The sequence below is a fragment of the Xanthomonas sp. F1 genome (genome assembly GCF_014199855.1).
This window is the reverse complement of sequence record NZ_JACHOK010000002.1, coordinates 611668-636097: the sequence shown is the minus strand read 5'-3', so window position 1 is coordinate 636097 and position 24430 is coordinate 611668. Positions and strand designations below refer to the sequence as shown.

Below are 24430 nucleotides of genomic sequence, written 5' to 3'. Positions count from 1 at the left end.
ATGTGCGGCCTGGCAATCGTGGTCGGAATCGTACCGGTTTTATACCGCACAGACTCTTGTCGCGGGTGCGCGGCCATGCCACTTTGCGCTGGCGCCGGACCAGGCGCGCCAGGAGCCGCCCCGTTGACCGCGACCGCCATCGGCCCCGCCGCCGCAGACGCCGCACCGGCCACGACCACGCCGCGCCTGTCGCGTCTGGAGAAGTTCGGCTACGGCCTGGGCGATGCCGGCGGCACGGTGGTCACCTGCCTGATCGCCAACTTCCTCACCTTCTTCTACACCGACGTGTTCGGCTTGACCCCGGCACTGGTCGGCACCCTGTTCACCGTGCTGCGCGTGGCCGACGCGGTGTCCGATCCGGTGATGGGCCTGATCGCCGACCGCACCCGCAGCCGCTGGGGCCGCTTCCGCGCCTGGCAACTGTGGATCGCGGTACCGATCGGCGTCGCCTGCGTGCTGACCTTCAGCGCGCCGCAACTGAGCGCCGGCGCCAAGATCGCCTATGCCTTCGCCAGCTATTTCCTGCTGTCGCTGTGCTACACCGCGATCAACGTGCCCTACTGCGCGCTGATCAACAGCATGACCGGCGACCACCGCGACGTGGTCTCGGCGCAATCCTGGCGCTTCGTGCTGTGCGGCATCGCCGGCTTCCTGGTGTCGGTCGGGCTGCCGTGGCTGGTGCGGGAACTGGGCAACGGCGACGCAGCGCGCGGCTACCAGCTTGGCGTGGGTCTGCTGGCGGCGCTGGCGGTGGCGATGTTCCTGGGCTGTTTCTTCGCCGTGCGCGAGCGCGTGCCGGTCAGCCTGCTCGGCGGTGCCGGCATCGGCGCGCACCTGCGCGGCCTGCTGCGCAACGACCAACTGCGGCTGGTGCTGCTGATGTCGTTCCTGCTGATCAACGTGTACAACATCCGCGGCGGCGCCTATCTGTACTTCATCACCTACGTGCTCGGCGGCAGCAGCGGCTACGCCTCGCTGTTCTTCGCGATGGTGGCGCTGGCCACCGTGCTCGGCGCGATCATGGTCAACGCCTTGTGCCGCCGCTTCGACCCGTTGGCGCTGTACCTGCACACCAACCTGGCGCTGGCCGCGTTCGGCGTGGCGCAGTGGTGGCTGCCGACCGGGCCGGCGCAGCAGACGCTGTGGCTGGCGGTGATCTTCGTGCACTGCCTGGTGCTGGGCTTCGCGCTGCCGCTGCACTTCTCGCTGATGGCCTTCGCCGACGACTACGGCGCCTGGAAGAACCGGGTGCGCTCCTCGGGCATCAACTTCGCGTTCAACCTGTTCTGCATCAAGCTCGCCTGGGCCTCGAGCGCGGTGGTGATCAGCGCGCTGTTCGTCTACGCCGGCTACCGCGCCGGAGCCGCGCAGCAGAGTCCCGCCTCGCTGCACGCCATCACCCTGTTGGAAACCCTGATCCCCGCCGGCCTGCACCTGCTGCTGGCCGCGGTGATCCTGCGCTGCCGGCTGCGCCGGCCGCTGCTGGCAAACATCGCTGCCGACCTGGCCGCGCGCCCGGTGCACTGACCTTCCCCACTCTCCAGGATCTCCGTTCCATGCCGCATTCGCCCGTGCCGTCCCCGGAACTGCCGCTCGCCCACCTGCGCATCGCCGACCCGTTCTGGCAGCGCTACCAGCGCCTGGTGCAGGAGGTGGTGCTGCCCTACCAATGGGACGCGCTCAACGACAACGTCGCCGATGCCGAACCCAGCCACGCCATCGAGAACTTCCGCATCGCCGCCGGCCGCAGCGACGGCACCTTCTACGGCATGGTGTTCCAGGACAGCGACGTGGCCAAATGGCTGGAGGCCGTGGCCTACCTGCTGGCGCAGCATCCCGACCCGGCACTGGAGCGCGATGCCGACGCCACCATCGAACTGATCGGCGCCGCGCAGCAGGCCGACGGCTACCTCAATACCTACTTCACGGTGAAGGCGCCGCAGGAACGCTGGAGCAACCTGGCCGAGTGCCACGAGCTGTACTGCGCCGGGCACATGATCGAGGCCGGTGTGGCCTACTTCCAGGCCACCGGCAAGCGCGCCCTGCTCGACATCGTGTGCCGGCTCGCCGATCACATCGACGCCACTTTCGGACCCGGCCCGACGCAGTTGCACGGCTACCCTGGGCATCCGGAGATCGAACTGGCGCTGATGCGCCTGTACGAGGCCACGGGCGAGGCGCGCTACCTGGCCTTGGTGCGCTACTTCGTCGAACAGCGCGGCACCACGCCGCATTACTACGATGAAGAGTACGCCAAGCGCGGCCAGACCTTCTTCTGGGGCGGGCACGGCCCGGCCTGGATGATCCAGGACAAGGCCTACAGCCAGGCGCACCTGCCGGTGGCGCTGCAGGACACCGCGGTCGGCCATGCGGTGCGCTTCGTGTATCTGTACGCGGGCGTGGCGCACCTGGCCCGGCACAGCGGCGATGCCACGCTGCGCGCGGCCTGCGAGCGGCTGTGGGACAACGCCACGCAGCGGCAGATGTACCTGACCGGCGCGATCGGCGCGCAGAGCTACGGCGAAGCGTTCAGCGTCGACTACGACCTGCCCAACGACACCGCCTACAACGAGAGCTGCGCCTCGATCGGGCTGATGATGTTCGCCAATCGCATGCTGCAGCTGGCGCCGGACGGCCGCTACGCCGACGTGATGGAGCGGGCGCTGTACAACACCGTGCTGGGGGGCATGGCCCTGGACGGGCGCCACTTCTTCTACGTCAATCCGCTGGAAGTGCACCCGCCCACGGTGCACGGCAACCACACCTTCGATCACGTCAAGCCGGTGCGCCAGCGCTGGTTCGGCTGCGCCTGCTGCCCGCCCAACATCGCCCGCGTGCTGACCTCGCTCGGCCACTACCTCTACACCCGCCGCGACGACACCCTGTACGTGAACCTCTACGTCGGCAGCGACGCGCTGTTCGAGGTCGGCGGGCAGACCCTGACCCTGCGCCAGCGCGGCGAGTATCCGTGGCAGGACACGATCTCCTTCGACGTGGAGTGCAGCGCACCGGTGGAGGCCGCGCTCGCGCTGCGCCTGCCGGATTGGTGCCAGGCGCCGCACCTGCAACTCAACGGCGAGCCGGTGGCGATCGACGCGCATCGCCAGCATGGCTACTGCGTGCTGCGCCGGCGCTGGCAGTCCGGCGACACCTTGCAGCTGCGCCTGCCGATGCCGCCGATGCGGGTCAGCGGGCACCCGCGCGTGCGTCACCTGGCTGGCAAGGTCGCGGTGCAGCGCGGGCCACTGGTGTACTGCCTGGAGCAGGCCGACAACGGCGCCGACCTGCATCAGCTGCGCCTGCCGGCCAGCGCCACGCTGCAGGCCGTGCCCGGCAGCGGCGCGCTGGACGGCCAGGTGTTGCTGCAAGCCAGCGGCGAACGCCTGCACGGCGACGTCGACGCCGCGACCGCACCGCTGTACAGCTACGATGCGCCGCCGCCGGCACGGCAGCCGCAGACCCTTACCTTCGTGCCCTACTTCGCCTGGGCCAACCGCGGCGAGGGCGAGATGCGGGTGTGGGTGGACGCCAGCGACGGTTGAAGGCAACGCTGCGGGACATCTCCTGTAGGATCGGCTTCAGCCGCGACGGGCGTTCCCGATAAAGGGGGCAAGAGCCGCTCCTACTGGGCAAGCTGCATCCGGTTTAATTGTGGCGGAAGCAGGTCACCGAAGCGACGCCTGCTCGCCGCGCCCCACGGGCCGCGCTGCACGCGCCGCAACGGCCAGCGCACGCTCTAAGCTAGCGCCATGGATGCCTTGGCCACTGCCGCACCGCCATTCGCCCGCCTCGCCCTTGGCGCGCATCGCATCGCCGTGCCGAATGCCTGGCTGCTGGCGTTCGAGGTCGATGCCTTCGACAGCGACGATTTCCAGCGCCATGGCCTGCAGCAGCCGGCGTCGATCGCGCGCAGCGTGCGCAAGCGCCAGGCCGAGTACCTGGCCGGACGGCGCGCGGCACTCGCCGCGCTGCGGGACGCGGGCAGCACGGCTACGGACCTGCCGATCGGTGCCGACCGCGCACCGGCCTGGCCGGACGGCTTCCTCGGCAGCCTCTCGCATACCGACGGCCTGGCGGTCGCCATCGCCCTGCCGGCATCCGCAGGGGCGCGCGGCATTGGCCTGGACGTGGAACGCGTGGTAGCGGAAGACCAGCTCGAGGCGATCCGTAGCGTGGCCCTGGACGCCAGCGACTGCGCCGCCCTGGCTGCGCTCGCCCATGTCCGCGGCTGGCCGTATGCGCTGACCCTGGGCTTCTCGGCGAAGGAGAGTTTCTACAAGGCCGCGGCGGCGACCGTCGGCCGCTTCTTCGATTTCGACGCCTTGCGCATCGAGGGCTGCGACCCGGGCAGCGGCAGCGTGGACACACGGATCGCCACGCCGCTGGCGCCCGCCTTGCCGGCCGGACAAGCGCACCGCCTGCGCTGGGTGGAGGTACAGCCCGACCTGCTGCTCACCAGTTGCGTCTGGTAGCACGTCCCGGCGTTACCACGTGGCCACGCGGATGCAGTGACGCACGCCGCATGCGACACGCCGCGCGTTGCGAACACTCGCACTGCGCCGTGCCTGGTCAGACCACGAAGACGCGCCGCCTGCCGCGGCGCCATACGCTCACAGCGCATCCAGGATCTGCGCGCGCCGGCGTGCGTACTCGGCCGCGTCGATCAGGCCCTGCGTCTTCAACTGCTCCAGCGCGCGCAAGCGCTGCTCGACCGAGGCGGCCGGCGGCAACGGCGGCGGCGCCGCGACCGCCGGCCGGCGCCGCTGCGCGCGGATCGCCAGCCACACCACCACACCGATCAGCAGCGGAAAAGCGAACACGACCAATAGCACGAGCCAGTGCCAGATGCTGAATCCGCCCATTGCGTCCTCCTGCCGAGCGCGTGCCGATCCTGGCGCTTACTTCGCCTTGCCCTGGTTGGCCACCGCTTCGGCCGCCTTCTTCGCCGCTTCCGGATCGCCCAGGTAACGGTAGGACTGCACCTGCAAGCTGTCGTCCAGCTCGAACAGCAGCGGGATGCCGGTGGGGATGTTGAGCTCGAGGATCTCCTCGCGCGACACGTCGTTCAAGTACTTGTACAGCGCGCGCAGCGAGTTGCCGTGGGCGGTGACCAGCACGGTCTGCCCGGTCTTGAGCTGCGGCGCGATGGCGTCGTGCCAGTACGGCAGCACGCGCTCGAGCGTGGTCGCCAGCGACTCGGTGGCCGGCAGCGCGTTGCGGTCCAGGGTGGCGTAGCGACGGTCGTGCAGCGGATGGCCCGGATCCTCGGCGTCCATCGGCGGCGGCGGGATGTCGTAGGAGCGGCGCCAGATCTTGACCTGGTCCTCGCCGTGCTTGGCCGCGGTCTCGGCCTTGTCCAGGCCCTGCAGGCCGCCGTAGTGGCGCTCGTTGAGGCGCCAGCTCTTGTGCACCGGCAGCCAGTCCTGGTCCAACTCCTTCAGCGCGCCCTGCAGGGTGTGGATGGCGCGCTTGAGCACCGAGGTATGGGCGACGTCGAACTGCAGGCCCTCCTCGCGCATCAGCCGGCCGGCGGCCACGGCTTCCTGGCGGCCCTGCTCGGTCAGGTCGACGTCGACCCAGCCGGTGAAGCGGTTATCCAGGTTCCACTGGCTCTGGCCATGGCGCAACAGTACGAGTTTGCGGGTCACTGCGACGGTCTCCGTTGGGGATGCGTGGGTCGTGCGGCCCTGGATTGTAGCTGGTGGCGGGGATTGGGGATTCGGGAGTGGGGATTCGCCAGAGCCGGTTCCCCGCCGATCGCTGGCGACCAGGGCACACCGGGCCGCACGACCTGCTGGAGACCCATGCTGTTACGAATCCCCACTCCCGAATCTCCACTCCCGGCCCCTCCACACCCCAGCCACGAACGCGGCGTCATGATCGGCGCATGGACACTTCTTCGCACTCCGTATTCGGCGATTGGGATGGCAGCATCGTGCAAGCGCGCACGCTGCAGGCGACGCTGGCGCGCCAGGTCAGCCTGCAGGACGATGTCCCCGACCCGCCGCGCTGGCTGGCCGGCTTCGACGTCGGCTTCGAGGACGACGGCCAGGTCACCCGCGCCGCCGCGGTACTGCTCGACGCGCAGACCCTGCAGCCGCACCAGGCCGAGATCGCCCGCGTGCCCACCTCGATGGCCTATGTGCCCGGCCTGCTCAGCTTCCGCGAACTGCCGGCGCTGCTGGCGGCATTGGCGTTGCTGCGGCAGCGCCCGGACCTGGTGTTCGTGGATGGCCAGGGCATCGCCCATCCGCGCCGGCTCGGCATCGCCGCGCACTTCGGCGTGGTCACTGGGCTGCCCAGCATCGGCGTGGCCAAGACCCTGCTCGCCGGCCGCTTCGAAGAGCCAGGAGCCCAGGCCGGCGACCACAGTCCTATCGTGCACCGCGGCGAGATGGTCGGCTGGGCGCTGCGCAGCAAGCTGCGCTGCAATCCGCTGATCGTCTCGCCCGGCCACCGCGTGGCGGTGGACAGCGCGCTGCAGTGGACCCAGCGCTATCTGCGCGGTTACCGCCTGCCGGAGCCGACTCGGCTGGCCGACCGGCTGGCTTCGCGCCGCGGCGAGGTGGTGGTACAGGCCGCCAACACGCAATCGCTGTTCTGAATCGGCGCCGCGGCCGGCGGCTACATCGATCATCGATTGCTGATGACGATGCCGTTGTCGACGATCTGGATGTACATGCCCGCCGGACGCGGCCGCGCGAAGAACGTGATGTTGACACTGGCGATGCCACTGCCGACAGCGCAATCGGCGGTCGCCATGCCGATCGCCGTGTAGCGGATATTGGTGCGCAGGGTTGGGCCGGCGACGCGATGGCCGTTGGCGACCGGATAGCAGCCGGCACCTTGTCCACCGGTGACCAGCAAGGCCTTCGCACCCCACAGATCGTTGATGATCTCGGTAGGCACGTTCATGTTCGGCACGCCTTGCGCCTGCGCCGCGAACACCGCGCCTGCGAGCAGAACCAGGCCAAGGCGCGACCAGGCGGCGCGGCGACAGCGGATGTGCGATGCGACATTCTTCATGTGGGTGCTCCTTCGGGGGAAGAGGGATCGATGCAGCGCCACGTGCCGTGCGCTCGCTCGTGCGAACGGCCACGACGCGCGCCGATTATTCACAGGCCCACCGCTGCGTCGCAGACAAGAAGCGCGCGCAATTCGCACTATGCGATTCCGGGATACCGGCATAACCGCGCGACATAGCGCGCACACATCGGGGATCGGCGCCGCGCATGAGCGCATCCGGGACAGTCCGTCTTGCCGTGGCGCCGCACCGCGGCCGCCGCGCATGCGAAGCTTCGCTTCCGTTTTTGCGACCGCGAGCATCCGCATGCCCACCCTCATCGCCCCCCGCGTCCACGATATCGGCGGCTTCGAAGTGCGTCGCGCCGTCCCCAGCATGCAGGCGCGCAGCGTCGGTCCCTTCGTCTTCATCGACCACATGGGGCCGGCGGTGTTCGAGCCGGGCCATGGCGTGGACGTGCGGCCGCATCCGCACATCGGCCTGGCCACCGTCACCTTCCTGTGGTCCGGCGAGATCGGCCACCGCGATTCGCTCGGCTCCGATCAGGTGATTCGTGCTGGCGACGTCAACTGGATGACCGCTGGCCGCGGCATCTCCCACTCCGAACGCACGCCGACCACGCTGCGCGAGCATGCGCATCCGCTGCACGGCATGCAGACCTGGGTGGCGCTGCCGAAATCGGCGGAAGAGACCGCACCGGCGTTCTACCATCATGCCGCCGCCAGCCTGCCGCAGCAGCGCCGCGACGGCGTGTGGCTGCGGGTGATCGCCGGCCGCGCCTACGGCGAGGAATCGCCGGTGACCGTGTTCGCCGACACCCTCAACGTGGCCCTGGACCTGGATGCGGACGCGGAAATCGACCTGGACGCGCAGCACGCCGAGCGCTCGCTGTACGTCCTTGAAGGCGAAGCGCAACTGGACGGCGTGGACATTCCGGCACGGCACTTGGTCCTGCCTGAGCCCGGCACACGTGGGCGGCTACGCGCCAAGACCCCGCTCAAGGCCATGCTGATGGGCGGCGAACCGCTGGATGGCCCGCGTCACCTGTGGTGGAACTTCGTGTCCAGTTCGGTGGAACGCATCGAGCAGGCCAAGCAGGATTGGCGCGAGGGCCGCTTCGGAATCATTCCGGGCGACGACCAGGAATTCATTCCGTTGCCCGAACCGGGCCGCTGACACCACGGTCGCCGCCAGATCGGGCCGCCAAGGTGCGTGGCCCGCTCGCTCTCGTCCCGCTCCTCGTCGACTGGCACCGCATCCCCGCACACGCCCTGCGTGACGACCGCTGCCGCGGGTGCCGCCACGCCGTACCACGTGTGCGGACATTCCGGAATTCGCATCCCAATTGTCAGCACGGCCCCGCTGGGCTATGGTGCAGATGCGGTCGCGCGCGCGTGGCCGCACACGGGGACACGCACTGCGTCGGGGGATGCACTGCCGGGATCCCGCACAGGATGGCGCTCCCGCAGACGACGCCGCAGGCGTGCGTATGGATCGAACGCGTCGCAGCGCGGCGTATGGGGAACATCGCGAATGAAGACACTCTTGCGCAAGGCGCTGCTGACCGCAGCGGCGGCGTTGCCTGCCGCTGCCGCCATCGCGCAGCAGGCACAGAACTGCCCACCGCTGCCGCCGCAGAGCAAGCTGCAGTGGAGCGAACGCAGCGACAAGGGATTCATCGTCTGCCGCGCCAGCGACGCCGACGGACGTCAGGTGCTGGGCATGATGCTCACCGCACGCGACCCGAACATTCCGCTGCAGCGCACGCTGCGCGAGGAAAAGGGCGCCATCGCCGGCGAGCAGGTGTACTGGTATCGGCCCGACCTCGGCGGCGCCGACCTGCCGGGCCTGGCCTCGCGCCGGATCGCGGTCGCGGAACTGAAGAAGGGCCAGTTTGCGCAGGTGTGGATCGACGCCGCCGACACTCAGGAACTGCAGACCCTGCAGTCGCTGGTGCAGGGCCTGGACATGCGCCAGTCGAGCCTGGCGCTGGAGCGCTGAAGGCGCGGCACAGTGCGCGATGAATTGAGATGTGTCGTAGGAGCAGCTTCAGCCGCGACGGGGCATGACCGCGAACGCCCGTCGCGGCTGAAGCCGCTCCCACGAGAAAACAAACCCGCGCACTAAAACCGCGCGAAGCACGCCCTCAGAAGCGCCCTTCCTGGAAATCCAAGAAGGCCTGCATCAGTTCCTGGCGCGTGTTCATCACGAACGGCCCATGCCGCGCCACCGGCTCGCGCAACGGCCGGCCGGCGACCAGGATCAGCCGCGCGCCCTGCGCGTCGGCCTGCAACTGCAGCAGGTCGCCGCCGCCGAGCACGGCCAGCGTCTGCGCCGGCAGCACGCGCGCCGCCTCGCCCTCGCCCAGCGACGCCTCGCCCTCGAACATGTAGGTAAAGGCGTTGTGCCCGGACGGCAGTTCGAACGCCCAGGACGCGCCTGCGTCCAACGCGATGTCCAGATACAGCGGATCGGTGGCCGGCTGCGCGATCGGGCCGTGCACCTCGCCGACCTGGCCGGCGATCACCTTGACCGTTACCCCCGGCGCCGGCTGCGCCACCGGGATGCGCTCGGGCGCGAATTCCTGGTAGCGCGGCGCAGTCATCTTGTCGCGCGCCGGCAGGTTCACCCACAGTTGGAAGCCGCGCATGCGCCCTTCCTCCTGCTCCGGCATCTCCGAATGCACCAGGCCGCGGCCGGCGGTCATCCACTGCACGCTGCCCGGGGTCAGCAGGCCCTCGTTGCCGTGGTTGTCCTTGTGCCGCATGCGCCCGTCGAGCATGTAGGTGACGGTCTCGAAGCCACGGTGCGGATGGCTGGGGAAGCCGCCGATGTAGTCCTCGGCCCGGTCGGTGCCGAACTCGTCGAGCAGCAGGAACGGATCCAGCTCGGGCAGCGCACCGCCGCCGATGACGCGGGTCAGCTTGACCCCATCGCCGTCGGCGGTGGCGTGGCCGCGGATGGCGCGCAGGATGCGCGCGGGGGCGACGGTGGTGGCAGCGGTCATGGTGGACGATCTCCTGATGAGATCCCCACCATGGGTGCCACCGCCACCGCGGCCAACCGCGACCGGCGCAACCCATCGTTCCATCGACTGCGGCAGTGCAGACTGCTGCTTCCTTCTCCCACCGGGAGAAGGTGCCCCGAAGGGGCGGATGAGGGTACGGGCGCAGCCTCGTGCACTGGCCCACATTGCGGGCTGATTCGCGAGGGCTTCGCCCCGTACCCTCACCCCAACCCCTCTTCCGAAGGGAGAGGGGCTCAAGCGTTCTGCGACGACTCGTTATCTGTTCGAGGCCATGAATTCCCTTCTCCCACCGGGAGAAGGTGCCCCTATGGGGCGGATGAGGGTACGGGCGCAGCCTCATGCATTGCCCATGGTGCGGACCGAGTTCGCGAGGGCTTCGCTCCGTCCCCTCACCCCAACCCCTCTCCCGAGGGGAGAGGGGCTCAAGCGTTCTGCGACGACTCGTTATCTGTTCGAGGCCATGAACTCCCTTCTCCCACCGGGAGAAGGTGCCCCGAAGGGGCGGATGAGGGTACGGGCGCAGCCTCGTGCAGCGTCCCACGCTGCAGGCTGATTCACGAGGGCTTGGCCTCGTACCCTCACCCCAACCCCTCACCCGATGGGAGAGGGGCTCAAGTCGCTGTCACGCGACCGTCCCCATCAAAGTGCGTCACAAGGGCCGTCTACGACCAAAGTACTAGCCCCTCGGCCCTCGCCACCATTGACCCCCCAGGCCATCGGGGCGACCCTTGCGGCAATCTCGTGGGGGAGCGTTCTGCATGAAAGGGTTTTCCAAGCTGGCCTGGGCCGCACTCGCCATCCTGGCGGCGTTCTGCCTCGGCACCATCGCCCTGCGCCGCGGCGAACACATCAATGCGCTGTGGATCGTGGTGGCCGCGGTGTCGATCTACCTGATCGCCTACCGCTTCTACAGCCTGTTCATCGCCGACAAGGTGATGCAGCTCGACCCTACCCGGGCCACGCCGGCGGTGCTCAACAACGACGGCCTGGACTACGTGCCGACCAACAAGCACGTGCTGTTCGGCCACCACTTCGCCGCCATCGCCGGCGCCGGGCCGCTGGTCGGGCCGGTGCTGGCCGCGCAGATGGGCTACCTGCCCGGCCTGCTGTGGCTGGTGGTCGGCGTGGTGGTCGCCGGTGCGGTGCAGGACTTCATGGTGCTGTTCCTGTCCAGCCGCCGCAACGGCCGCTCGCTCGGCGACCTGGTGCGCGAGGAGATGGGCCAGGTGCCCGGCACCATCGCGCTGTTCGGCGCGTTCCTGATCATGATCATCATCCTGGCGGTGCTGGCGATGGTGGTGGTCAAGGCGCTGGCGGAAAGCCCCTGGGGCATGTTCACGGTGATCGCGACCATGCCCATCGCGATCCTGATGGGCGTGTACATGCGCTACATCCGCCCCGGCAAGATCGGCGAGATCTCGGTGGTGGGGCTGATCCTGCTGCTGGCGGCGATCTGGTTCGGCGGCAGGGTCGCCGCCGATCCCACCTGGGGCCCGGCCTTCACCTTCACCGGCACGCAGATCACCTGGATGCTGATCGGCTACGGCTTCGTCGCCTCGGTGCTGCCGGTGTGGTTGCTGCTGGCGCCGCGCGACTACCTGTCCACCTTCCTCAAGATCGGCACCATCATCGCCCTGGCGATCGGCATCCTGGTGGTGATGCCGGAGCTGAAGATGCCGGCGCTGACCCAGTTCGCCGCCAGCGGCGACGGCCCGGTGTGGAAGGGCGGCCTGTTCCCGTTCCTGTTCATCACCATCGCCTGCGGCGCGGTGTCCGGCTTCCATGCGCTGATCTCCTCCGGCACCACGCCCAAGCTGCTCGCCAACGAGTCGCACATGCGCTACATCGGCTACGGCGGCATGCTGATGGAATCGTTCGTGGCGGTGATGGCGCTGGTGGCGGCCTCGATCATCGACCCGGGCGTGTACTTCGCGATGAACAGCCCGGCCGCGGTGATCGGCGCCGACGTCGCCTCCGCCGCGCACCACATCAGCACCACCTGGGGCTTCGCCATCACCCCGGAGCAGTTGACCGCCACCGCGGCGGCGATCGGCGAACCCACCATCCTGCATCGCGCCGGCGGCGCGCCGACGCTGGCGGTGGGCATCGCGCAGATCCTGCACCAGGCCATCCCCAACAGCAGCGACGCGATGATGGCCTTCTGGTACCACTTCGCGATCCTGTTCGAGGCGCTGTTCATCCTCACCGCGGTGGACGCCGGTACCCGCGCTGGCCGCTTCATGCTGCAGGACCTGCTCGGCAACTTCATCCCGGCGCTGAAGAAAACCGAGTCGTGGACCGCCAACATCATCGGCACCGCCGGCTGCGTGGCGCTGTGGGGCTACCTGCTGTACACCGGCGTGGTCGATCCGTTCGGCGGCATCCAGACGCTGTGGCCGCTGTTCGGCATCTCCAACCAGATGCTGGCCGGCATCGCGCTGATGCTGGGCACGGTGGTGCTGTTCAAGATGAAGCGCGACCGCTACGCCTGGGTGACCGCGGTGCCGGCGGTGTGGCTGCTGATCTGCACCACCTACGCCGGCCTGATCAAGATCTTCGACAGCAACCCGTCGCAGGGCTTCCTGGCCCAGGCGCACAAGTTCCAGGACGCCATCGCCAGCGGCACCGTCACCGCGCCGGCCAAGTCGGTGGCGCAGATGCAGCAGATCGTCACCAATGCCTACGTCAACACCGGGCTGACCGTGCTGTTCTTGTTCGTGGTGTTCGCGGTACTGGTCTACGCGGTGAAGACCATTCTTGTCGCGCGCCGCAACCCGCAGCGCAGCGACCGCGAGACCGCGTACGTGGCCTTGCAGCCGCACCAGATGGCGGACCTGTAATGGCTGGCGCACTGGTTCCGGTCGGCCAGTACCAGGCGCACCGCCGGCTGTGGCGGCGCCTGGTGCAGACCGCGCGGCTGTGCTGCGGCATCCCCGACTACGACAACTACGTGCGACACATGCTCGAGAAGCATCCGGACCGCGAGCCGATGGACTACAAGACCTTCTTCCGCGAGCGCCAGGAGGCAAGGTATGGCGGCAAGAGCGGATTCCGGTGTTGTTGAGGGGCTGGGATTTGGGATTGGGGATTGGGGATTCGCGACAGCAGCTTCCCCGCGCACCTCATTCCCTATGACAGCGGCTTTCGCCCCAACGCGGTTTACCGCAAAGAAACGCTGCAACCCCTGAAGCCGCAGCACCGCGGTTTTGTGGGAGGGGCTTCAGCCCCGACGCTTTACCGAGAGAGCGTCAGGGCTGAAGCCTCTCCCACATAAAACCAGCACGACTGCGAGCCTGCGGGAATCGATTCCCGAATCCCCATTCCCGAATCCCGGCTCGTCAGGCCGCCGCAGCCCGCACCATTTCCGCATAGGTCTGCGGCAGCTCGCGCATGTGTTCCATCACCGCGGCCACGCCGAGTTGGCGCAGGGTCGCCGCATGCCCGGCGGGGATATGCGCGGCGCCGGTGAAGCCGATCACGGTCATGCCCGCGGCCAGCGCGGCACTGGCGCCGGTGGCACTGTCCTCGATCACCAGGCAGCGCTCCGGCGCCACGCCCAGCGTCTTCGCCGCCAGCAGATACACGTCCGGCGCGGGCTTGGGCCGCGCCACCATGTCGGCGCTGAAGATGCGATCGCCGACACGCTCATGCAAGCCGGCGCGCGCCACCGAGGCGACCACGCTCTCGCGCATGCTGTTGGAGGCGACCGCCAGCGGCAGCGGCAATGCCAGCAAAACCTCGCGCACGCCGTCGATCGGCTGCACTTCCGCCGCGATCAGCGCTTCGGAGCGCGTGCGGATCTCCTGGTACAAGCCTGGCGGCAGATCCAGCGCGTACTGACGCTGCACGCGCTGCACGATCTCCTGCGCGGTGAGGCCGAAGCTGCCGACGAGGAAGCGTTCCAGTTCGGCGCGCGGCACATAGGCGCCCAGCACATCGAGCATCACCCGGTCGGCCAGCACTTCGCTGTCGACGAGCACGCCGTCGCAATCGCTGATCAACAGGTCGAAGGGGGTCGCCGTCATCGCGCGCTCCTGGAGGGAAACCGCCATTATGCCGCCGTGCGCATGTCCCCCACCTGTGCGAAGGCCTGCAGCGACAACACTGCGACCATCGCGCATGTGCAGATCGCGCACGTGCAGGACGTGCAGGACGTGCGCACTATGCGCCCGCACGCGGCGTGATGCCTGCACGCCCTGCCCGCCCGCAGCCACCGCCGCAGCGTGGCGGCGGCCTGTCGTGCAAGCGTTGGTTTCCGGTTAAACCGCCTGCCACCCATCGGCGTGTCGCCTGCAATCCGCAGACAGCGTCACAAAACTGCCGCCAACCTCCGGCCGTCCGCTGCTAGCATCGGCAACGGCGCCAGGACACGCGCCGTCATCCCAGGACCGCGAACAGGAAAGGAGCCTTGCATGCGTACGCCCGTCCCCGCCCTGATCGCACTCGCGACCTCGCTGTTCTTCTCGGTCAGTTGCGCCGCACAGTCCGGCGCCAAGGAGCATTCCGCCATGTCAGCCTCGCTGCAGGATCATTCGGTCGCCTTCCGCGACCCCGCACTCGCCGACATCGCCGCCGCCATCGCGCGCGGCGATGTCGCCCGCATCGCCGCCCTGGCGCCCAGCACGGACCTGTCCGCGCACGGCGACCAGAACGTCACCCTGCTCGAATGGGCGATCTGGAACGAACAGCCGCGCGCCCTGGCGGCGCTGCTCGATGCCGGTGCCGACCCCTCGCTGCCGGGCATGGACCAGGAAACCGTGGTGCACATGGCGGCCATGGCCAACGACCCGCAGTACCTGCAACTCCTGCTGCAGCACGGCGCCCCGGTCGACCCGGTGAGCGCGCGCGCGCACTGGACGCCGCTGTTCCGCGCCGTGCAGAGCAAGCGCGACGCGCAGATCGAAATGCTGCTCAAGGCCGGCGCCGATCCGAAGCGGGTCGACGCGACCGGCAACTCGTTGCTGCATCTGGCCGCGCAGAGCAGCGCCGGCAATCCGTGGGTTCCGAAGCTGCTGCAGGCCGGGGTCGACCCGAGCCTGCGCAACGCGCAGGGCAAGACCTTCCAGGCGTACTTCTTCAACACGCCCGAGCGCCTGCTCAATGCCAACGCGCAGCAGACCCGCAACGACGTGCGCGCCTGGTTGAGCGCCCACGCCATCCCCTTGGAAGCGACCCGCTGATGCGGTCGGTCGCCACACTCGCACGGAGCCGCGCATGAACCAGAGCGATCTTTCCCCGTCCGATCCGTCCACTTCGTTCTCCGACGCCGTCCGCGGCCAGCAGCCGCAGGCCGTGGACCGGCAACTGCCGCCGCTGCTGCAGGACCTCTACCACACCGCGGCCGAGCGCCACGCTGGCGGCGCCGAGACCTTCGCTGCGCTGCCCGATGGCTGGTCGCGCATGGACGACGCCGCCCTGCAGCGCGCCGGCATCGATCCGAGCCTGCAGCACGACGCCAAGAGCGGCTTCGATGCCGCGTTCTACCGCAACCCGCAGGGCAACGTGGTGCTGGGGTTCTGCGGCACCGACGAACTGAAGGACTGGAAGCACAACATCGGCCAGGGCCTGGGCTTTTCCGACGCGCAGTACGCCTCGGCGATCCAGCTCGGCAGCCAGGCCAAGCAGGCCTTCGGCGAGAACCTGCTGATCTCCGGGCATTCGCTGGGCGGCGGCCTGGCCGCGGCCTCGTCGATGGTCAACGACGTGCCGGCCGTGACCTTCAACGCTGCCGGGGTCAACGACAAGACGCTGGAACGCGAAGGACTGGACGCCGACGCCGCCAAGGCCTATGCCGCCGACGGGCTGATCCGCGGCTATCACGTCAAGAACGAACTGCTGACCTACCTGCAGGAAGACAACCTGCTCACCCGCGGGCTGATGCCGGACGCCGCCGGCCACCAGATCCAGCTGCCCGAACCGGACCCGCTGTCGTTCGGTCAGCGCCTGATCCCGGGCATGATGTTCAAGCATCGCCTGGACTTGCACGGCATCGACTCGGTGATGAAGGCCGAGGATCTGCAGGTGCAAAGTCAGGGTCAGGCGCAATCGGCCGGCCTGTCGACCGGCAGCCGCCTGTTCAACGACGCGGTGGTGCAGTTGGACGGCCAGCGCGACCGGCTCGGCCTGCACGACGACGCGGCTTTCCTCAACACCGCCGCCAGCGTCGCTGCGCATGCCGGCCAGGACGGCCTGCAGCGCATCGACCAGGTCCTGCCCAGTCGAGACGGCGACCGCCTGTTCGCGGTGCAGGGGCAGCCGGAGAACCCGGCGCATCTGCGCAGCCAGGTGCAGACCGCAGCCGCGGCCCATGAGCCGTCGCAGGCCAACGTCGGCCAGTTGCAGCAGCAGAACCTGCAGGCGCCCCCGCAGCAGCAGGAAGAACGGCAGCGCAGCGTGGCGATGCAGTAGTCGCAGCAACGGGCCGCATCGCGGCAGGCGTCCAGGCGGACGCCTGCCGTGACATCCACAACGGACGTGCACGGTAACGCGCTGGCTCTACAGCATCCCCGGCAGCAGCAACCTGGGCAGACCTTCGCGCCCCCCGGACGAGCACCGCGGGACGTTCCATGCGACACGTCTCTCTCCGCCGCGTCTCCCCTCACGAGCACGACGGCCAGCACCTGGCGCGGCCCAGGGGACCGGCGTCCTCCACTGCCAGCGCAACGATACGATCACCTCTGAAGCCATTGCCCGGCAGTAAGTCGATGGCGGATCTCACACGCCAGGACCTGCATGCGCGTCGTCAGGGCGCACTTGGTGCAGATCGCGCAAATCGCGCTCGATCTCGGCCAGGCGCCGATGTTGCGCAGAGCGCTCGAACCAGGCCGGCCAGCGCAGCGATGCCACCACCAGGGCAACCGAGATCGCCAGACCGGCCAGCAGATTCGCCAGCATCACCGCCGGACGCAGCACCCACACATCCACGCCCGCCGCGTACAGCAGCAAGCCCAGTGCCGGCACCCACATGACGCCGCCGCACGCGAACAGGATGCGATCGCTGCGCAGCCGCGCGCGGCGCAAGCGCACGATCGCCTGCTGGCTGTCGGCGATCGGGCCGGCGTAGTCGATCGCACCGATGCGCCGCAGCTGTACGGCCGCGGTCACTAGCAGCGCCAGGCCGTAGCCGTGCAAGGCGAGGCCGTAGGCGACCAGATGCCAACTCCCCCAATGGTCGGTCCAGGCCGCCCCGCCCCACAGACTGAACAGCAGGCCGACCGCCAACTGCAGCCACTGCGCGCCGGCGAGCAGGCGCACGCGCCGGCCGATGCCGTGCAGCCCGCGCGCGCGCTGCAACGCATCGCTCCGCGTCGCCTGCCGTTCCAGTTGCCGGCCGTAGTCGATCCAGGCCGTCTTGAGTTCATCGAGTTCCATTGCCGTCTCCTCAGTGGCCGCCGGTGGTGCGGCGCAGTTGATCCTTGATGCGGCCCAGGCGGGTCGCCACGTTGCCTTCGCTCGTGCCCAGCACCTCGGCGCATTCGCGCTGGCTGCATCCGTCCAACTGCAGCAACAGCAGCGCGCGATTGACGGGGGACAACAGGCGGATCGCCTGCTGCAGCAGCGCCACGCGCTGGCGCGCTTCGATATCGACGTCCTGAGCCCCCATCGCGTCCGGTGCGTACTCGGCTGCCACCTCACGATCGCGATGGCGGCTGCGCCGCTGGTGCGAGATCGCCACGTTCAGCGCGACGCGGTACATCCAGGTGGAAAACGGCCGCGCCGGATCGTAGGACGGCCACGCTCGCCACAGCGCGGCAGCGATCTCCTGGGCCAGATCCTCGCGGTCGTGGTAGCCCAGGCCATAGCTGGCGGCAATCTTGTAGACGATGCCGCGATGCGCGCGCAGCAGGTCAGTGAAGTCGGAGGCGGCGCGGGGCGACATAGCGGTGCCGATAGGAAGGTTGTCGAGGTGATACGCGCCAGCGGGCAAAACCTCACACTTGCCGCAGTCGCCGCCGCAGCAAGCGGCGGCTGACCATCGCACCGCCGCGGCTCAGCCGGCGCCGGCCATCGCGCGCAGCACGATGCCCACCACATAGGCCAGATAGGTACCGGTGGCATAGCCCATCGTGCCCAGCAGCACGCCGACCGGCGCCAGCGCCGGATGGAACGCGGCAGCCACCACCGGTGCCGAGGCCGGGCCACCGACGTTGCTCTGCGAGCCGATCGCAAAGTAGAAGAACGGCACCCGCAGCAGCTTGCCCAGCGCCAGCAACAGCAGGACGTGCACGATCAGCCAGATCAGGCCGAGCGCGAAGATCCAGGGCCGGTCGAACAGCGCCAGCAGATCCATCTGCATGCCGATGCAGGCGATCAGGAAGTACAGCAAGAGCGTGCCGATACGCGAGGCGCCAGCGCCCTCGAGGGTGCGCGCGCGGGTGAAACTGAGCAGCAGGCCGAAGGTGGTCGCCAGCACCACCACCCACACGAACGGCGAGCCCAGGCTGAACTGCTTGGCCCAACTGACGTTGGCGTCGAACCAGGCCGCCGCCGGCGTGGCGATCGCATGCGCCAGGCCCACCGCGCCGAAGGCGATGCCGACGATCAGCATCAGGTCGGTCAGGCTGGCCACGCGTTCGTGCTGGGCCTGGAAGTGGGCGATGCGCTGCTTGAGGTCGTCGATGCCGCGGGTGTCGGCGCCGCTGCGCGCGTCGATGGCCGGCGCACGCTGCGCCAGGAAGATCAGCAGCGCCATCCACACGTAACCGACGCCGACGTCGACCACCGCGAACTGGCCGAAGGTGGTGGCATCGACCTGGAACACTTCGCGCATCGCCAGCATGTTGGCGCCGCCGCCGATCCAGCTGCCGGCCAGCGCCGCCATGCCGGCCCAGGTATCGCCGGCCACGGTGACCGGATGCAGCCACTTCATGATCTGGAACGCCACCACTGCGCCGAGCATGATGCTGAAGGAGGCACCTAAATACATCGCCACCAGCTTCGGCCCCAGCCGCAGGATGCCCTTGAGATCGACGGTGAGGGTAAGCAGCACCAGCGCCGCCGGCAGCAGCACGTCGCGCGCGACCGGGTTGTAGAGTTTGTTGTGCTGCCCGTCGATCAGGCCGACGGTGTTGTAGATGCCCGGAATCAGGTAGCACAGCAGCAGCGCCGGCACGATGCCGTAGAAGCGCTTCCAGACTCCCGACGGCCGCGCCGCGGTCCAGAACACCGCGCCGAGGGTGGCGGCGATCAGGCCGAAGATGACGATGTCGTTGGTGATCAGGGGCGTGGAGGGCATCAGGCGGTGCGGCCGGGATTGGGGATTGGGGAATAGGGATTCGCGGTTGGAGGTTGAAGGTTGGAGGTGGAGTTGGAACAAAGATCGAAACAGCGCAGCAGCATGCGGCGACTTCGCAGGACGGCTGCAAGCACCTCGCTTTTTGTGGGAGGGGCTTCAGCCCCGACGCCTTACCGATGAAGCGTCGGGGCTGAAGCCCCTCCCACAAGGGCGATCGGATTACCGGGATCGCGGGAAAATCCCGAATCCCGAATCCCGAATCCCGAATCCGCAATCCGAATCCCGGGACCTGGGCCGTGTTCCCAGAAGGGGCCCGGGAAACCCCAGCCCCCAGGCCCCTTCACTCCCCGATATGCTGCTTCAGCCAGCCGTTGACCGTGTCGTGCCACAGGATGCTGTTCTGCGGCTTCAGCACCCAGTGGTTCTCGTCCGGGAAGTACAGGAACTTGGACTCGATGCCCTTGCGCTGCAGCGCGCCGAACGCGGCCAGGCCCTGCTCCATCGGGATGCGGAAATCCTGCTGGCCATGGATCACCAGCATCGGCACCTTCCACTTGTCCACGTGCAGGATCGGGTTGAACTTCTCGTAGCCGGCCGGGTTCTGCCACGGCGTGCCGCCGTTCTCCCACTCGCTGAACCACAGTTCCTCGGTGGCGTAGCCCATCATGCGGTTGTCGAACACGCCGTCGTGGTCGACCAGGCACTTCCACGGCTTGTTCCAGTTGCCGGCCATCCAGTAGACCATGTAGCCGCCGTAGCTGGCGCCGAGCGCGCAGGCCTTGTCGCCGTTGAGGAAGCCGTACTGCTTCTGCGCTGCGTCCCAGCCCTTCTGCAGGTCTTCCAGCGGGCGGTCGCCCCAATGCTGGCTGATCGCATCGGTGAAGGCCTGGCCGTAGCCGGTGGAACCGTGGAAGTCGATCATCACCACCGCGTAGCCCTGCCCTGCATAGGTCTGCGGATTCCAGCGGTAGCTCCAGCCATTGCCGAAGCTGCCCTGCGGGCCGCCGTGGATCAGGAACGCGACCGGATAGGTCTTGCCTTCCTGGTAGTTGTACGGCTTGACCACGTAGCCGTGCACGGTGTCGTTGTTCCAGCCCTTGAACGAGAACTGCGCGTAGTCGCCGAACTTCACGTCCGGCAGCATCTCGCCGGCGCTGGGGGTGATGGCGCGCGGCTGCTGGCCGTCGGCATCGGCGACCATGATCTGGTCGCCGCTTTTGAGGCTGTTGCGGGTGAAGGCCAGGGTGTTGCCGGCCAGCACCGGTGAGCCCACGCTGCCGTCAGCGGCCACCGTGCGGACCTTGCCGTCGGCCACGTCGACCGCGAACAGCGGATGCTGGCCCATGTCGTCGGCGGTGGTATAGACGGTCTTGCCGTCGGCCGACAGCACGATCTCGCCAGCGGAACGGTCCCACTGCGGGGCGATCTCACGGGTCTTGCCGCTGGCCACGTCCATCGCCATCAGGCCGAAGCGGTCGGCCTCGAAACCGGGGCGCCTCATCGCGCGGTAGAACAGGGTCTTGCCGTCGGCGGAGAACACCGGGCCGGCGTCCCAGGCCGGGTTGGACGCGGTCAGGTTGACCGGCGCGGCGTTGCCGGCGGCATCCAGCCGGTACAGGTCGAAGTTGGTCGACCACGGCTCTTCGCGGCCGGCCACGCGCACGCTGGCGACCAGCGACTGCCCGTCCGGCGCCCAGGTGTAGTCCTCGCTGCCGCCGAACGGCTTGGAAGGAATGTCGCCGGCCAGGGTCACGCTGACCGCCGAGGCGCCGGCGACCGGCTTGGCCTTGGCGCCGGCCGGCAGCGGCGCGACGAACAGGCTGTTGCGGCGGCCGTCGTTCCAGGTATCCCAGTGGCGCACGAACAACTGGTCGAACACCACGCCGGTGGCCTTGGACTGCTTCTTGGCGTCCAGGCGCTTCTGCGTGCAGGCCAGGTCCGAGCCGCAGTCCTGGAACACGCCGGCGCTGAAGGCCACGCGGTCGCCCTGCGGGGCGATGCGGTAGCTGTCCACGTCCAGCGCGAAATCGGTGAGCTGGCGCGGCGCGCCGCCGGCCAGCGGCAGCGCGTACAGCTGCTGGTGGCCGGACTTGGCGCTGAGGAAGTACACGGTCTTGCCGTCGGCCGACAGCTCCGGCGAATTGACGTTCCAGCCTTCCGGCGTCAGCCGCTTGGGCGGCGCCGCATCGCGGGTGCGCAGGTCGCGCAGCCACAGGCTGGTGCTGGACTTCTCCAGCGCCTTGTCCATCTGCCGCTTGGCGAAGACCACCGTGCCGCCATCGGGCGTCAGCAGCGGCGAGGACACCCGGTCCAGCGCGACCATGTCGCGGACTTCGAAACCGCGGGTGGCGGCCAGCGCGGGCAGCGCGGTCAGCAGGGCCAGGGGCAGCAAGGCGTAGCGCAGGGTCATCGGGCGTCTCCGGAACACGGCAAAACGTCGATGGTAGGGGCCGCGGCGGGCGTGGCGCAAAGGACTGAAGTCATGGAGGGGCTGGGATTGGGGAATCGGGATTGGGGATTGGGAAGAGCGAGGTGCTGCCTCGGCTGTGATTACGAAGACCCGCACTGACCCGGTTTCGGATAGCAAGCGGACCGTGGCTATACCGAGGCCGGATGAGCGTGGTGGATCGGGAGTGGCCGCGATGCACTGATACGGCGAAGCGCAGCAGGCCGGTGCCGAGGCTGGCCTTGGTAGTGAGGCGGGCCGGGGAGGCGCACGCGGCCGGGGCAAGATTCGGTCTTTGCGACACACGCGGCGCGGAGCAGCCAGCGAGAAGCTGGTGGGATTGGCACGTGCGGCGTGCGGGCCCGGCCGGCAAACGCGAAGCCCGGCGCGGGACCGGGCTTCGATGATGTTGCGTTGCGGGAGGCCGTTGCGCCGGTTACGCGTGCGGCGCGGCCGCGGCTTCGCCCTTGCGGCCGGTGCGGTACAGCAGCCAGCCGACGAAGGCTAGCAGGGCCAGGCCGTACCACTGGTTGAGGTGGAACGCGTCCGGCAGCGCCAGCACATCGGCGCGGCCCGAGGCCACGATCGGCACCGCGATGGCGATGCCCATCAGCGCCTCGCCAGTGATCAGGCCCGCGGCGAACAGCGTGCCCGGACGGTGCACGCGGTCGCGGCCCTCTTCGTCGTCGGCGCGGATCTTGTGGAAGCGCTCGACCAGATGGGTCAGCAGGCCGCCGAGGAAGATCGGCACCATCAGCTCCAGCGGCAGGTAGATGCCGATCGCCGCGGCCAGCACCGGCACGCGGAAGCGCTTGCCGGTCTTCTTCAGCCACTCGTCCAGGGCGATGATCGCCGCGCCGACGCCGGCGCCGATGCCGATCATGGTCCACGGCAGTTCGCCGCCGAACAGGCCCTTGGCCACCGACGCCATCAGCGTGGCCTGCGGCGCGGCCAGCGCATTGGGATGCTGCGGCGTGGCCGCACCGATGCCGTAGGCCTGGGCCAGCAGATTCAGCACCGGCGCCATGATCAGCGCGCACGAGAACGCACCGATCGCCAGCATCAGCTGCTGCTTCCACGGCGTGGCGCCGACCAGATAGCCGGCCTTCAGATCCTGCAGGTTGTCGCCGCCCACTGCGGCGGCGCAGCACACCACCGCGCCGATCATGATCGCGGCGACCGCGCCGATCGGCGAGTCGCGCCCGAGCAGCAGCACCAGCACCGCCGAGGCGAACAGGATGGTGGAGATGGTGATGCCGGAAACCGGGTTGTTCGACGAGCCGATCAGGCCGGCCAGGTAGCCGGACACCGACACGAACAGGAAGCCGGCGACGATCATGATAAGGGTCATCGGCACACTGACGTGCCACTGGCCGACGATGGCCTGATACAGGCCCAGCAGCGGCAGCGTGCACAGCAGCAGCGCCACCAGCATCCACTTCATCGGCAGGTCGCGGTCGGTCTCGGCCACCGCGGCGCCGCCGGTGCTCTTGCGCGCCGCGGCGAAGCCGCTCTTGACGCCCGACAGCAACGACTTGCGCAGCGAGAACAGCGTCCAGACGCCGCCGATCAGCATCGCCCCCACGCCGAGGTAGCGCACCTTGGCCGCCCAGATGCCGAACGCGGCCTCGGCCGCCGGCGCATTGGCCAGGCTCTGCGCCAGTGCCGGGTCGGAGCCCATGAAGAACTGCTGGTACAGCGGGATGGCCAGATGCCAGGACAGGATCGACCCGGACAGCACCACGATGCCCACGTTGAGCCCGACGATGTAGCCCACGCCCAGCAGCGCCGGCGACAGGTTGGTACCGACGTAGCCGACCATCTTGCTGCTGCCGATGTACGCGGCCTGCGCCCAGGTATCCGGGATCACCTTCAAGCCACTGGCCGCGCCGAGCTTGACCAGCCCGCCGATCGCCGCCGACAGGCCCAGGATCTTCAGCCCCGGTCCGGGATTTTCGCCGGCCTTGAGCACTTCCGCAGCGGCCTTGCCTTCCGGGAACGGCAGCGGATCCTCGACGATCATCGAACGCCGCAGCGGCACCGAGAACAGCACCCCGAGCAGGCCGCCCATGCCGGCGATGCCGAGCACCCACCAGTACTTGAAATCCGGCCAGTAGCCCATGATCACCAGCGCCGGGATGGTGAAGATCACCCCCGCCGCGATCGAGGAACCGGCCGAGGCGCCGGTCTGCACGATGTTGTTCTCGAGGATGGAGCCGCCGCCGAGCAGGCGCAGCACCCCCATCGACACCACTGCCGCCGGGATTGCGGTGGCGATGGTCAGGCCGGCGAACAGGCCGAGGTAGGCATTGGCGGCGGACAGCACCACGGCCAGCACGATCGCCAGCACCACGGCACGGAACGTGAGCTGGCGCGGCGCGGCAGCGTTGTTCATGGTTACCCCTGAAACGACAAAAACGCTTTGCACGCTAGCGTCTGGGGCGGGGCAAGTCCAGCCTCCCGGCGCCCAGCTTGTGGCACATGCCTGGGGGCGGGGATTGGGGATTGGGGATTGGGGATTGGGGATTCGCAAAGGCAGCGGCAGCTGGTAGCCCCTTTCCCACCGGGAGAGGGGTTGGGGTGAGGGTACGGCCGCGCGCAGTGCACTCAGCCACTCCTGGCGCGACCCGACCCTCATCCGCCCCTGCGGGGCACCTTCTCCCGGCGGGAGAAGGAACGACAGCAGCCCCTCTCCCA

Annotated in this window: 20 protein-coding genes; 10 read left to right on the top strand and 10 right to left on the bottom strand. The window is 68.7% G+C overall.

What is annotated here, in order from left to right; translation table 11 throughout:
* Positions 1-123 precede the first annotated feature (123 nt).
* The 3 genes from GGR71_RS07365 (at position 124) to GGR71_RS07355 (ending at position 4472) form a co-directional block, all read left to right on the top strand.
* Positions 124-1527: an MFS transporter gene (locus tag GGR71_RS07365; RefSeq protein ID WP_160961575.1), complete on the top strand. Its 1404-nt coding sequence runs from the start codon at positions 124-126 to the stop codon at positions 1525-1527.
* Between the two features lie 29 nt (positions 1528-1556).
* Positions 1557-3542, top strand: coding sequence for a glycoside hydrolase family 127 protein (locus GGR71_RS07360; RefSeq protein WP_160961578.1), 1986 nt, complete (start codon positions 1557-1559; stop codon positions 3540-3542).
* Positions 3543-3749: 207 nt separating this feature from the next.
* Positions 3750-4472, top strand: a complete 723-nt coding sequence (locus tag GGR71_RS07355) for a 4'-phosphopantetheinyl transferase family protein (RefSeq protein WP_160961581.1) — start codon at positions 3750-3752, stop codon at positions 4470-4472.
* A gap of 138 nt (positions 4473-4610) precedes the next feature.
* Here the strand turns inward: GGR71_RS07355 and GGR71_RS07350 are convergent, their stop codons facing one another.
* Positions 4611-4862, bottom strand: a complete 252-nt coding sequence (locus tag GGR71_RS07350) for an SHOCT domain-containing protein (protein WP_160961584.1) — start codon at positions 4860-4862, stop codon at positions 4611-4613.
* Positions 4863-4898: 36 nt separating this feature from the next.
* Positions 4899-5648 carry a 2,3-diphosphoglycerate-dependent phosphoglycerate mutase gene (gene gpmA / locus GGR71_RS07345; protein ID WP_160961586.1) on the bottom strand — a complete coding sequence of 250 codons (750 nt, stop codon included), beginning with the start codon at positions 5646-5648 and terminating at the stop codon, positions 4899-4901.
* 239 nt (positions 5649-5887) lie between these two features.
* Here gpmA and nfi point away from each other — a divergent pair, with 239 nt between their 5' ends.
* On the top strand, positions 5888-6604 hold the full coding sequence (nfi, locus tag GGR71_RS07340) for a deoxyribonuclease V (RefSeq protein ID WP_160961589.1): 717 nt from the start codon (positions 5888-5890) through the stop codon (positions 6602-6604).
* 29 nt (positions 6605-6633) lie between these two features.
* Here the strand turns inward: nfi and GGR71_RS07335 are convergent, their stop codons facing one another.
* Positions 6634-7026, bottom strand: coding sequence for a hypothetical protein (locus GGR71_RS07335; protein WP_160961592.1), 393 nt, complete (start codon positions 7024-7026; stop codon positions 6634-6636).
* A gap of 304 nt (positions 7027-7330) precedes the next feature.
* Between GGR71_RS07335 and GGR71_RS07330 the strand changes: the two genes are divergently transcribed.
* Positions 7331-8200, top strand: a complete 870-nt coding sequence (locus tag GGR71_RS07330) for a pirin family protein (protein ID WP_160961594.1) — start codon at positions 7331-7333, stop codon at positions 8198-8200.
* Between the two features lie 357 nt (positions 8201-8557).
* On the top strand, positions 8558-9025 hold the full coding sequence (locus GGR71_RS07325) for a hypothetical protein (protein ID WP_160961597.1): 468 nt from the start codon (positions 8558-8560) through the stop codon (positions 9023-9025).
* A 145-nt stretch (positions 9026-9170) separates the two neighbouring features.
* Here GGR71_RS07325 and GGR71_RS07320 read toward each other — a convergent pair whose 3' ends face one another.
* Complete coding sequence (locus tag GGR71_RS07320; RefSeq protein WP_160961599.1) at positions 9171-10031, bottom strand: pirin family protein; 861 nt, start codon at positions 10029-10031, stop codon at positions 9171-9173.
* A gap of 779 nt (positions 10032-10810) precedes the next feature.
* Between GGR71_RS07320 and GGR71_RS07315 the strand changes: the two genes are divergently transcribed.
* The gene (locus tag GGR71_RS07315) at positions 10811-12892 is read left to right on the top strand and encodes a carbon starvation CstA family protein (protein WP_160961602.1); all 2082 of its coding nucleotides are present in this window, start codon (positions 10811-10813) and stop codon (positions 12890-12892) included.
* Positions 12892-13116 (top strand): YbdD/YjiX family protein, encoded by a 225-nt coding sequence (locus GGR71_RS07310; protein WP_017909376.1) that lies wholly within the window; start codon positions 12892-12894, stop codon positions 13114-13116. Before GGR71_RS07315 ends, GGR71_RS07310 begins: the two co-directional genes overlap by 1 nt.
* A gap of 274 nt (positions 13117-13390) precedes the next feature.
* Here the strand turns inward: GGR71_RS07310 and GGR71_RS07305 are convergent, their stop codons facing one another.
* The gene (locus tag GGR71_RS07305; RefSeq protein WP_160961604.1) at positions 13391-14077 is read right to left on the bottom strand and encodes an HAD-IA family hydrolase; all 687 of its coding nucleotides are present in this window, start codon (positions 14075-14077) and stop codon (positions 13391-13393) included.
* Positions 14078-14464: 387 nt separating this feature from the next.
* Here GGR71_RS07305 and GGR71_RS07300 point away from each other — a divergent pair, with 387 nt between their 5' ends.
* Entirely contained in the window at positions 14465-15232 is a 768-nt protein-coding gene (locus tag GGR71_RS07300; protein WP_160961607.1) for an ankyrin repeat domain-containing protein, read from the top strand.
* A 34-nt stretch (positions 15233-15266) separates the two neighbouring features.
* Positions 15267-16460, top strand: coding sequence for an XVIPCD domain-containing protein (locus GGR71_RS07295; protein ID WP_160961609.1), 1194 nt, complete (start codon positions 15267-15269; stop codon positions 16458-16460).
* Between the two features lie 306 nt (positions 16461-16766).
* Here GGR71_RS07295 and GGR71_RS07290 read toward each other — a convergent pair whose 3' ends face one another.
* The 5 genes from GGR71_RS07290 to GGR71_RS07270 form a co-directional block, all read right to left on the bottom strand.
* Entirely contained in the window at positions 16767-17423 is a 657-nt protein-coding gene (locus tag GGR71_RS07290; protein ID WP_160961612.1) for a hypothetical protein, read from the bottom strand.
* 10 nt (positions 17424-17433) lie between these two features.
* Positions 17434-17931: an RNA polymerase sigma factor gene (locus GGR71_RS07285; RefSeq protein WP_160961614.1), complete on the bottom strand. Its 498-nt coding sequence runs from the start codon at positions 17929-17931 to the stop codon at positions 17434-17436.
* 111 nt (positions 17932-18042) lie between these two features.
* Positions 18043-19287: a DUF819 family protein gene (locus GGR71_RS07280; RefSeq protein ID WP_048489397.1), complete on the bottom strand. Its 1245-nt coding sequence runs from the start codon at positions 19285-19287 to the stop codon at positions 18043-18045.
* A 340-nt stretch (positions 19288-19627) separates the two neighbouring features.
* Complete coding sequence (locus GGR71_RS07275; protein ID WP_160961617.1) at positions 19628-21697, bottom strand: S9 family peptidase; 2070 nt, start codon at positions 21695-21697, stop codon at positions 19628-19630.
* A 472-nt stretch (positions 21698-22169) separates the two neighbouring features.
* The gene (locus GGR71_RS07270; protein ID WP_160961619.1) at positions 22170-24128 is read right to left on the bottom strand and encodes an OPT family oligopeptide transporter; all 1959 of its coding nucleotides are present in this window, start codon (positions 24126-24128) and stop codon (positions 22170-22172) included.
* Between the last annotated feature and the right edge of the window lie 302 nt (positions 24129-24430).

Excerpts from the sequence above, each read along its gene's own strand:
- GGR71_RS07355 (WP_160961581.1), top strand. The coding sequence starts at position 3,750 with ATGGATGCCTTGGCCACTGCCGCACCGCCATTCGCCCGCCTCGCCCTT.
- GGR71_RS07270 (WP_160961619.1), bottom strand. The coding sequence starts at position 24,128 with ATGAACAACGCTGCCGCGCCGCGCCAGCTCACGTTCCGTGCCGTGGTG.
- GGR71_RS07315 (WP_160961602.1), top strand. The coding sequence starts at position 10,811 with ATGAAAGGGTTTTCCAAGCTGGCCTGGGCCGCACTCGCCATCCTGGCG.
- GGR71_RS07360 (WP_160961578.1), top strand. The coding sequence starts at position 1,557 with ATGCCGCATTCGCCCGTGCCGTCCCCGGAACTGCCGCTCGCCCACCTG.
- GGR71_RS07330 (WP_160961594.1), top strand. The coding sequence starts at position 7,331 with ATGCCCACCCTCATCGCCCCCCGCGTCCACGATATCGGCGGCTTCGAA.
- GGR71_RS07335 (WP_160961592.1), bottom strand. The coding sequence starts at position 7,026 with ATGAAGAATGTCGCATCGCACATCCGCTGTCGCCGCGCCGCCTGGTCG.
- GGR71_RS07290 (WP_160961612.1), bottom strand. The coding sequence starts at position 17,423 with ATGGAACTCGATGAACTCAAGACGGCCTGGATCGACTACGGCCGGCAA.
- nfi (WP_160961589.1), top strand. The coding sequence starts at position 5,888 with ATGGACACTTCTTCGCACTCCGTATTCGGCGATTGGGATGGCAGCATC.
- GGR71_RS07285 (WP_160961614.1), bottom strand. The coding sequence starts at position 17,931 with ATGTCGCCCCGCGCCGCCTCCGACTTCACTGACCTGCTGCGCGCGCAT.
- GGR71_RS07350 (WP_160961584.1), bottom strand. The coding sequence starts at position 4,862 with ATGGGCGGATTCAGCATCTGGCACTGGCTCGTGCTATTGGTCGTGTTC.
- GGR71_RS07325 (WP_160961597.1), top strand. The coding sequence starts at position 8,558 with ATGAAGACACTCTTGCGCAAGGCGCTGCTGACCGCAGCGGCGGCGTTG.
- GGR71_RS07310 (WP_017909376.1), top strand. The coding sequence starts at position 12,892 with ATGGCTGGCGCACTGGTTCCGGTCGGCCAGTACCAGGCGCACCGCCGG.
- GGR71_RS07275 (WP_160961617.1), bottom strand. The coding sequence starts at position 21,697 with ATGACCCTGCGCTACGCCTTGCTGCCCCTGGCCCTGCTGACCGCGCTG.
- GGR71_RS07280 (WP_048489397.1), bottom strand. The coding sequence starts at position 19,287 with ATGCCCTCCACGCCCCTGATCACCAACGACATCGTCATCTTCGGCCTG.
- GGR71_RS07295 (WP_160961609.1), top strand. The coding sequence starts at position 15,267 with ATGAACCAGAGCGATCTTTCCCCGTCCGATCCGTCCACTTCGTTCTCC.
- GGR71_RS07320 (WP_160961599.1), bottom strand. The coding sequence starts at position 10,031 with ATGACCGCTGCCACCACCGTCGCCCCCGCGCGCATCCTGCGCGCCATC.
- GGR71_RS07300 (WP_160961607.1), top strand. The coding sequence starts at position 14,465 with ATGCGTACGCCCGTCCCCGCCCTGATCGCACTCGCGACCTCGCTGTTC.
- GGR71_RS07305 (WP_160961604.1), bottom strand. The coding sequence starts at position 14,077 with ATGACGGCGACCCCCTTCGACCTGTTGATCAGCGATTGCGACGGCGTG.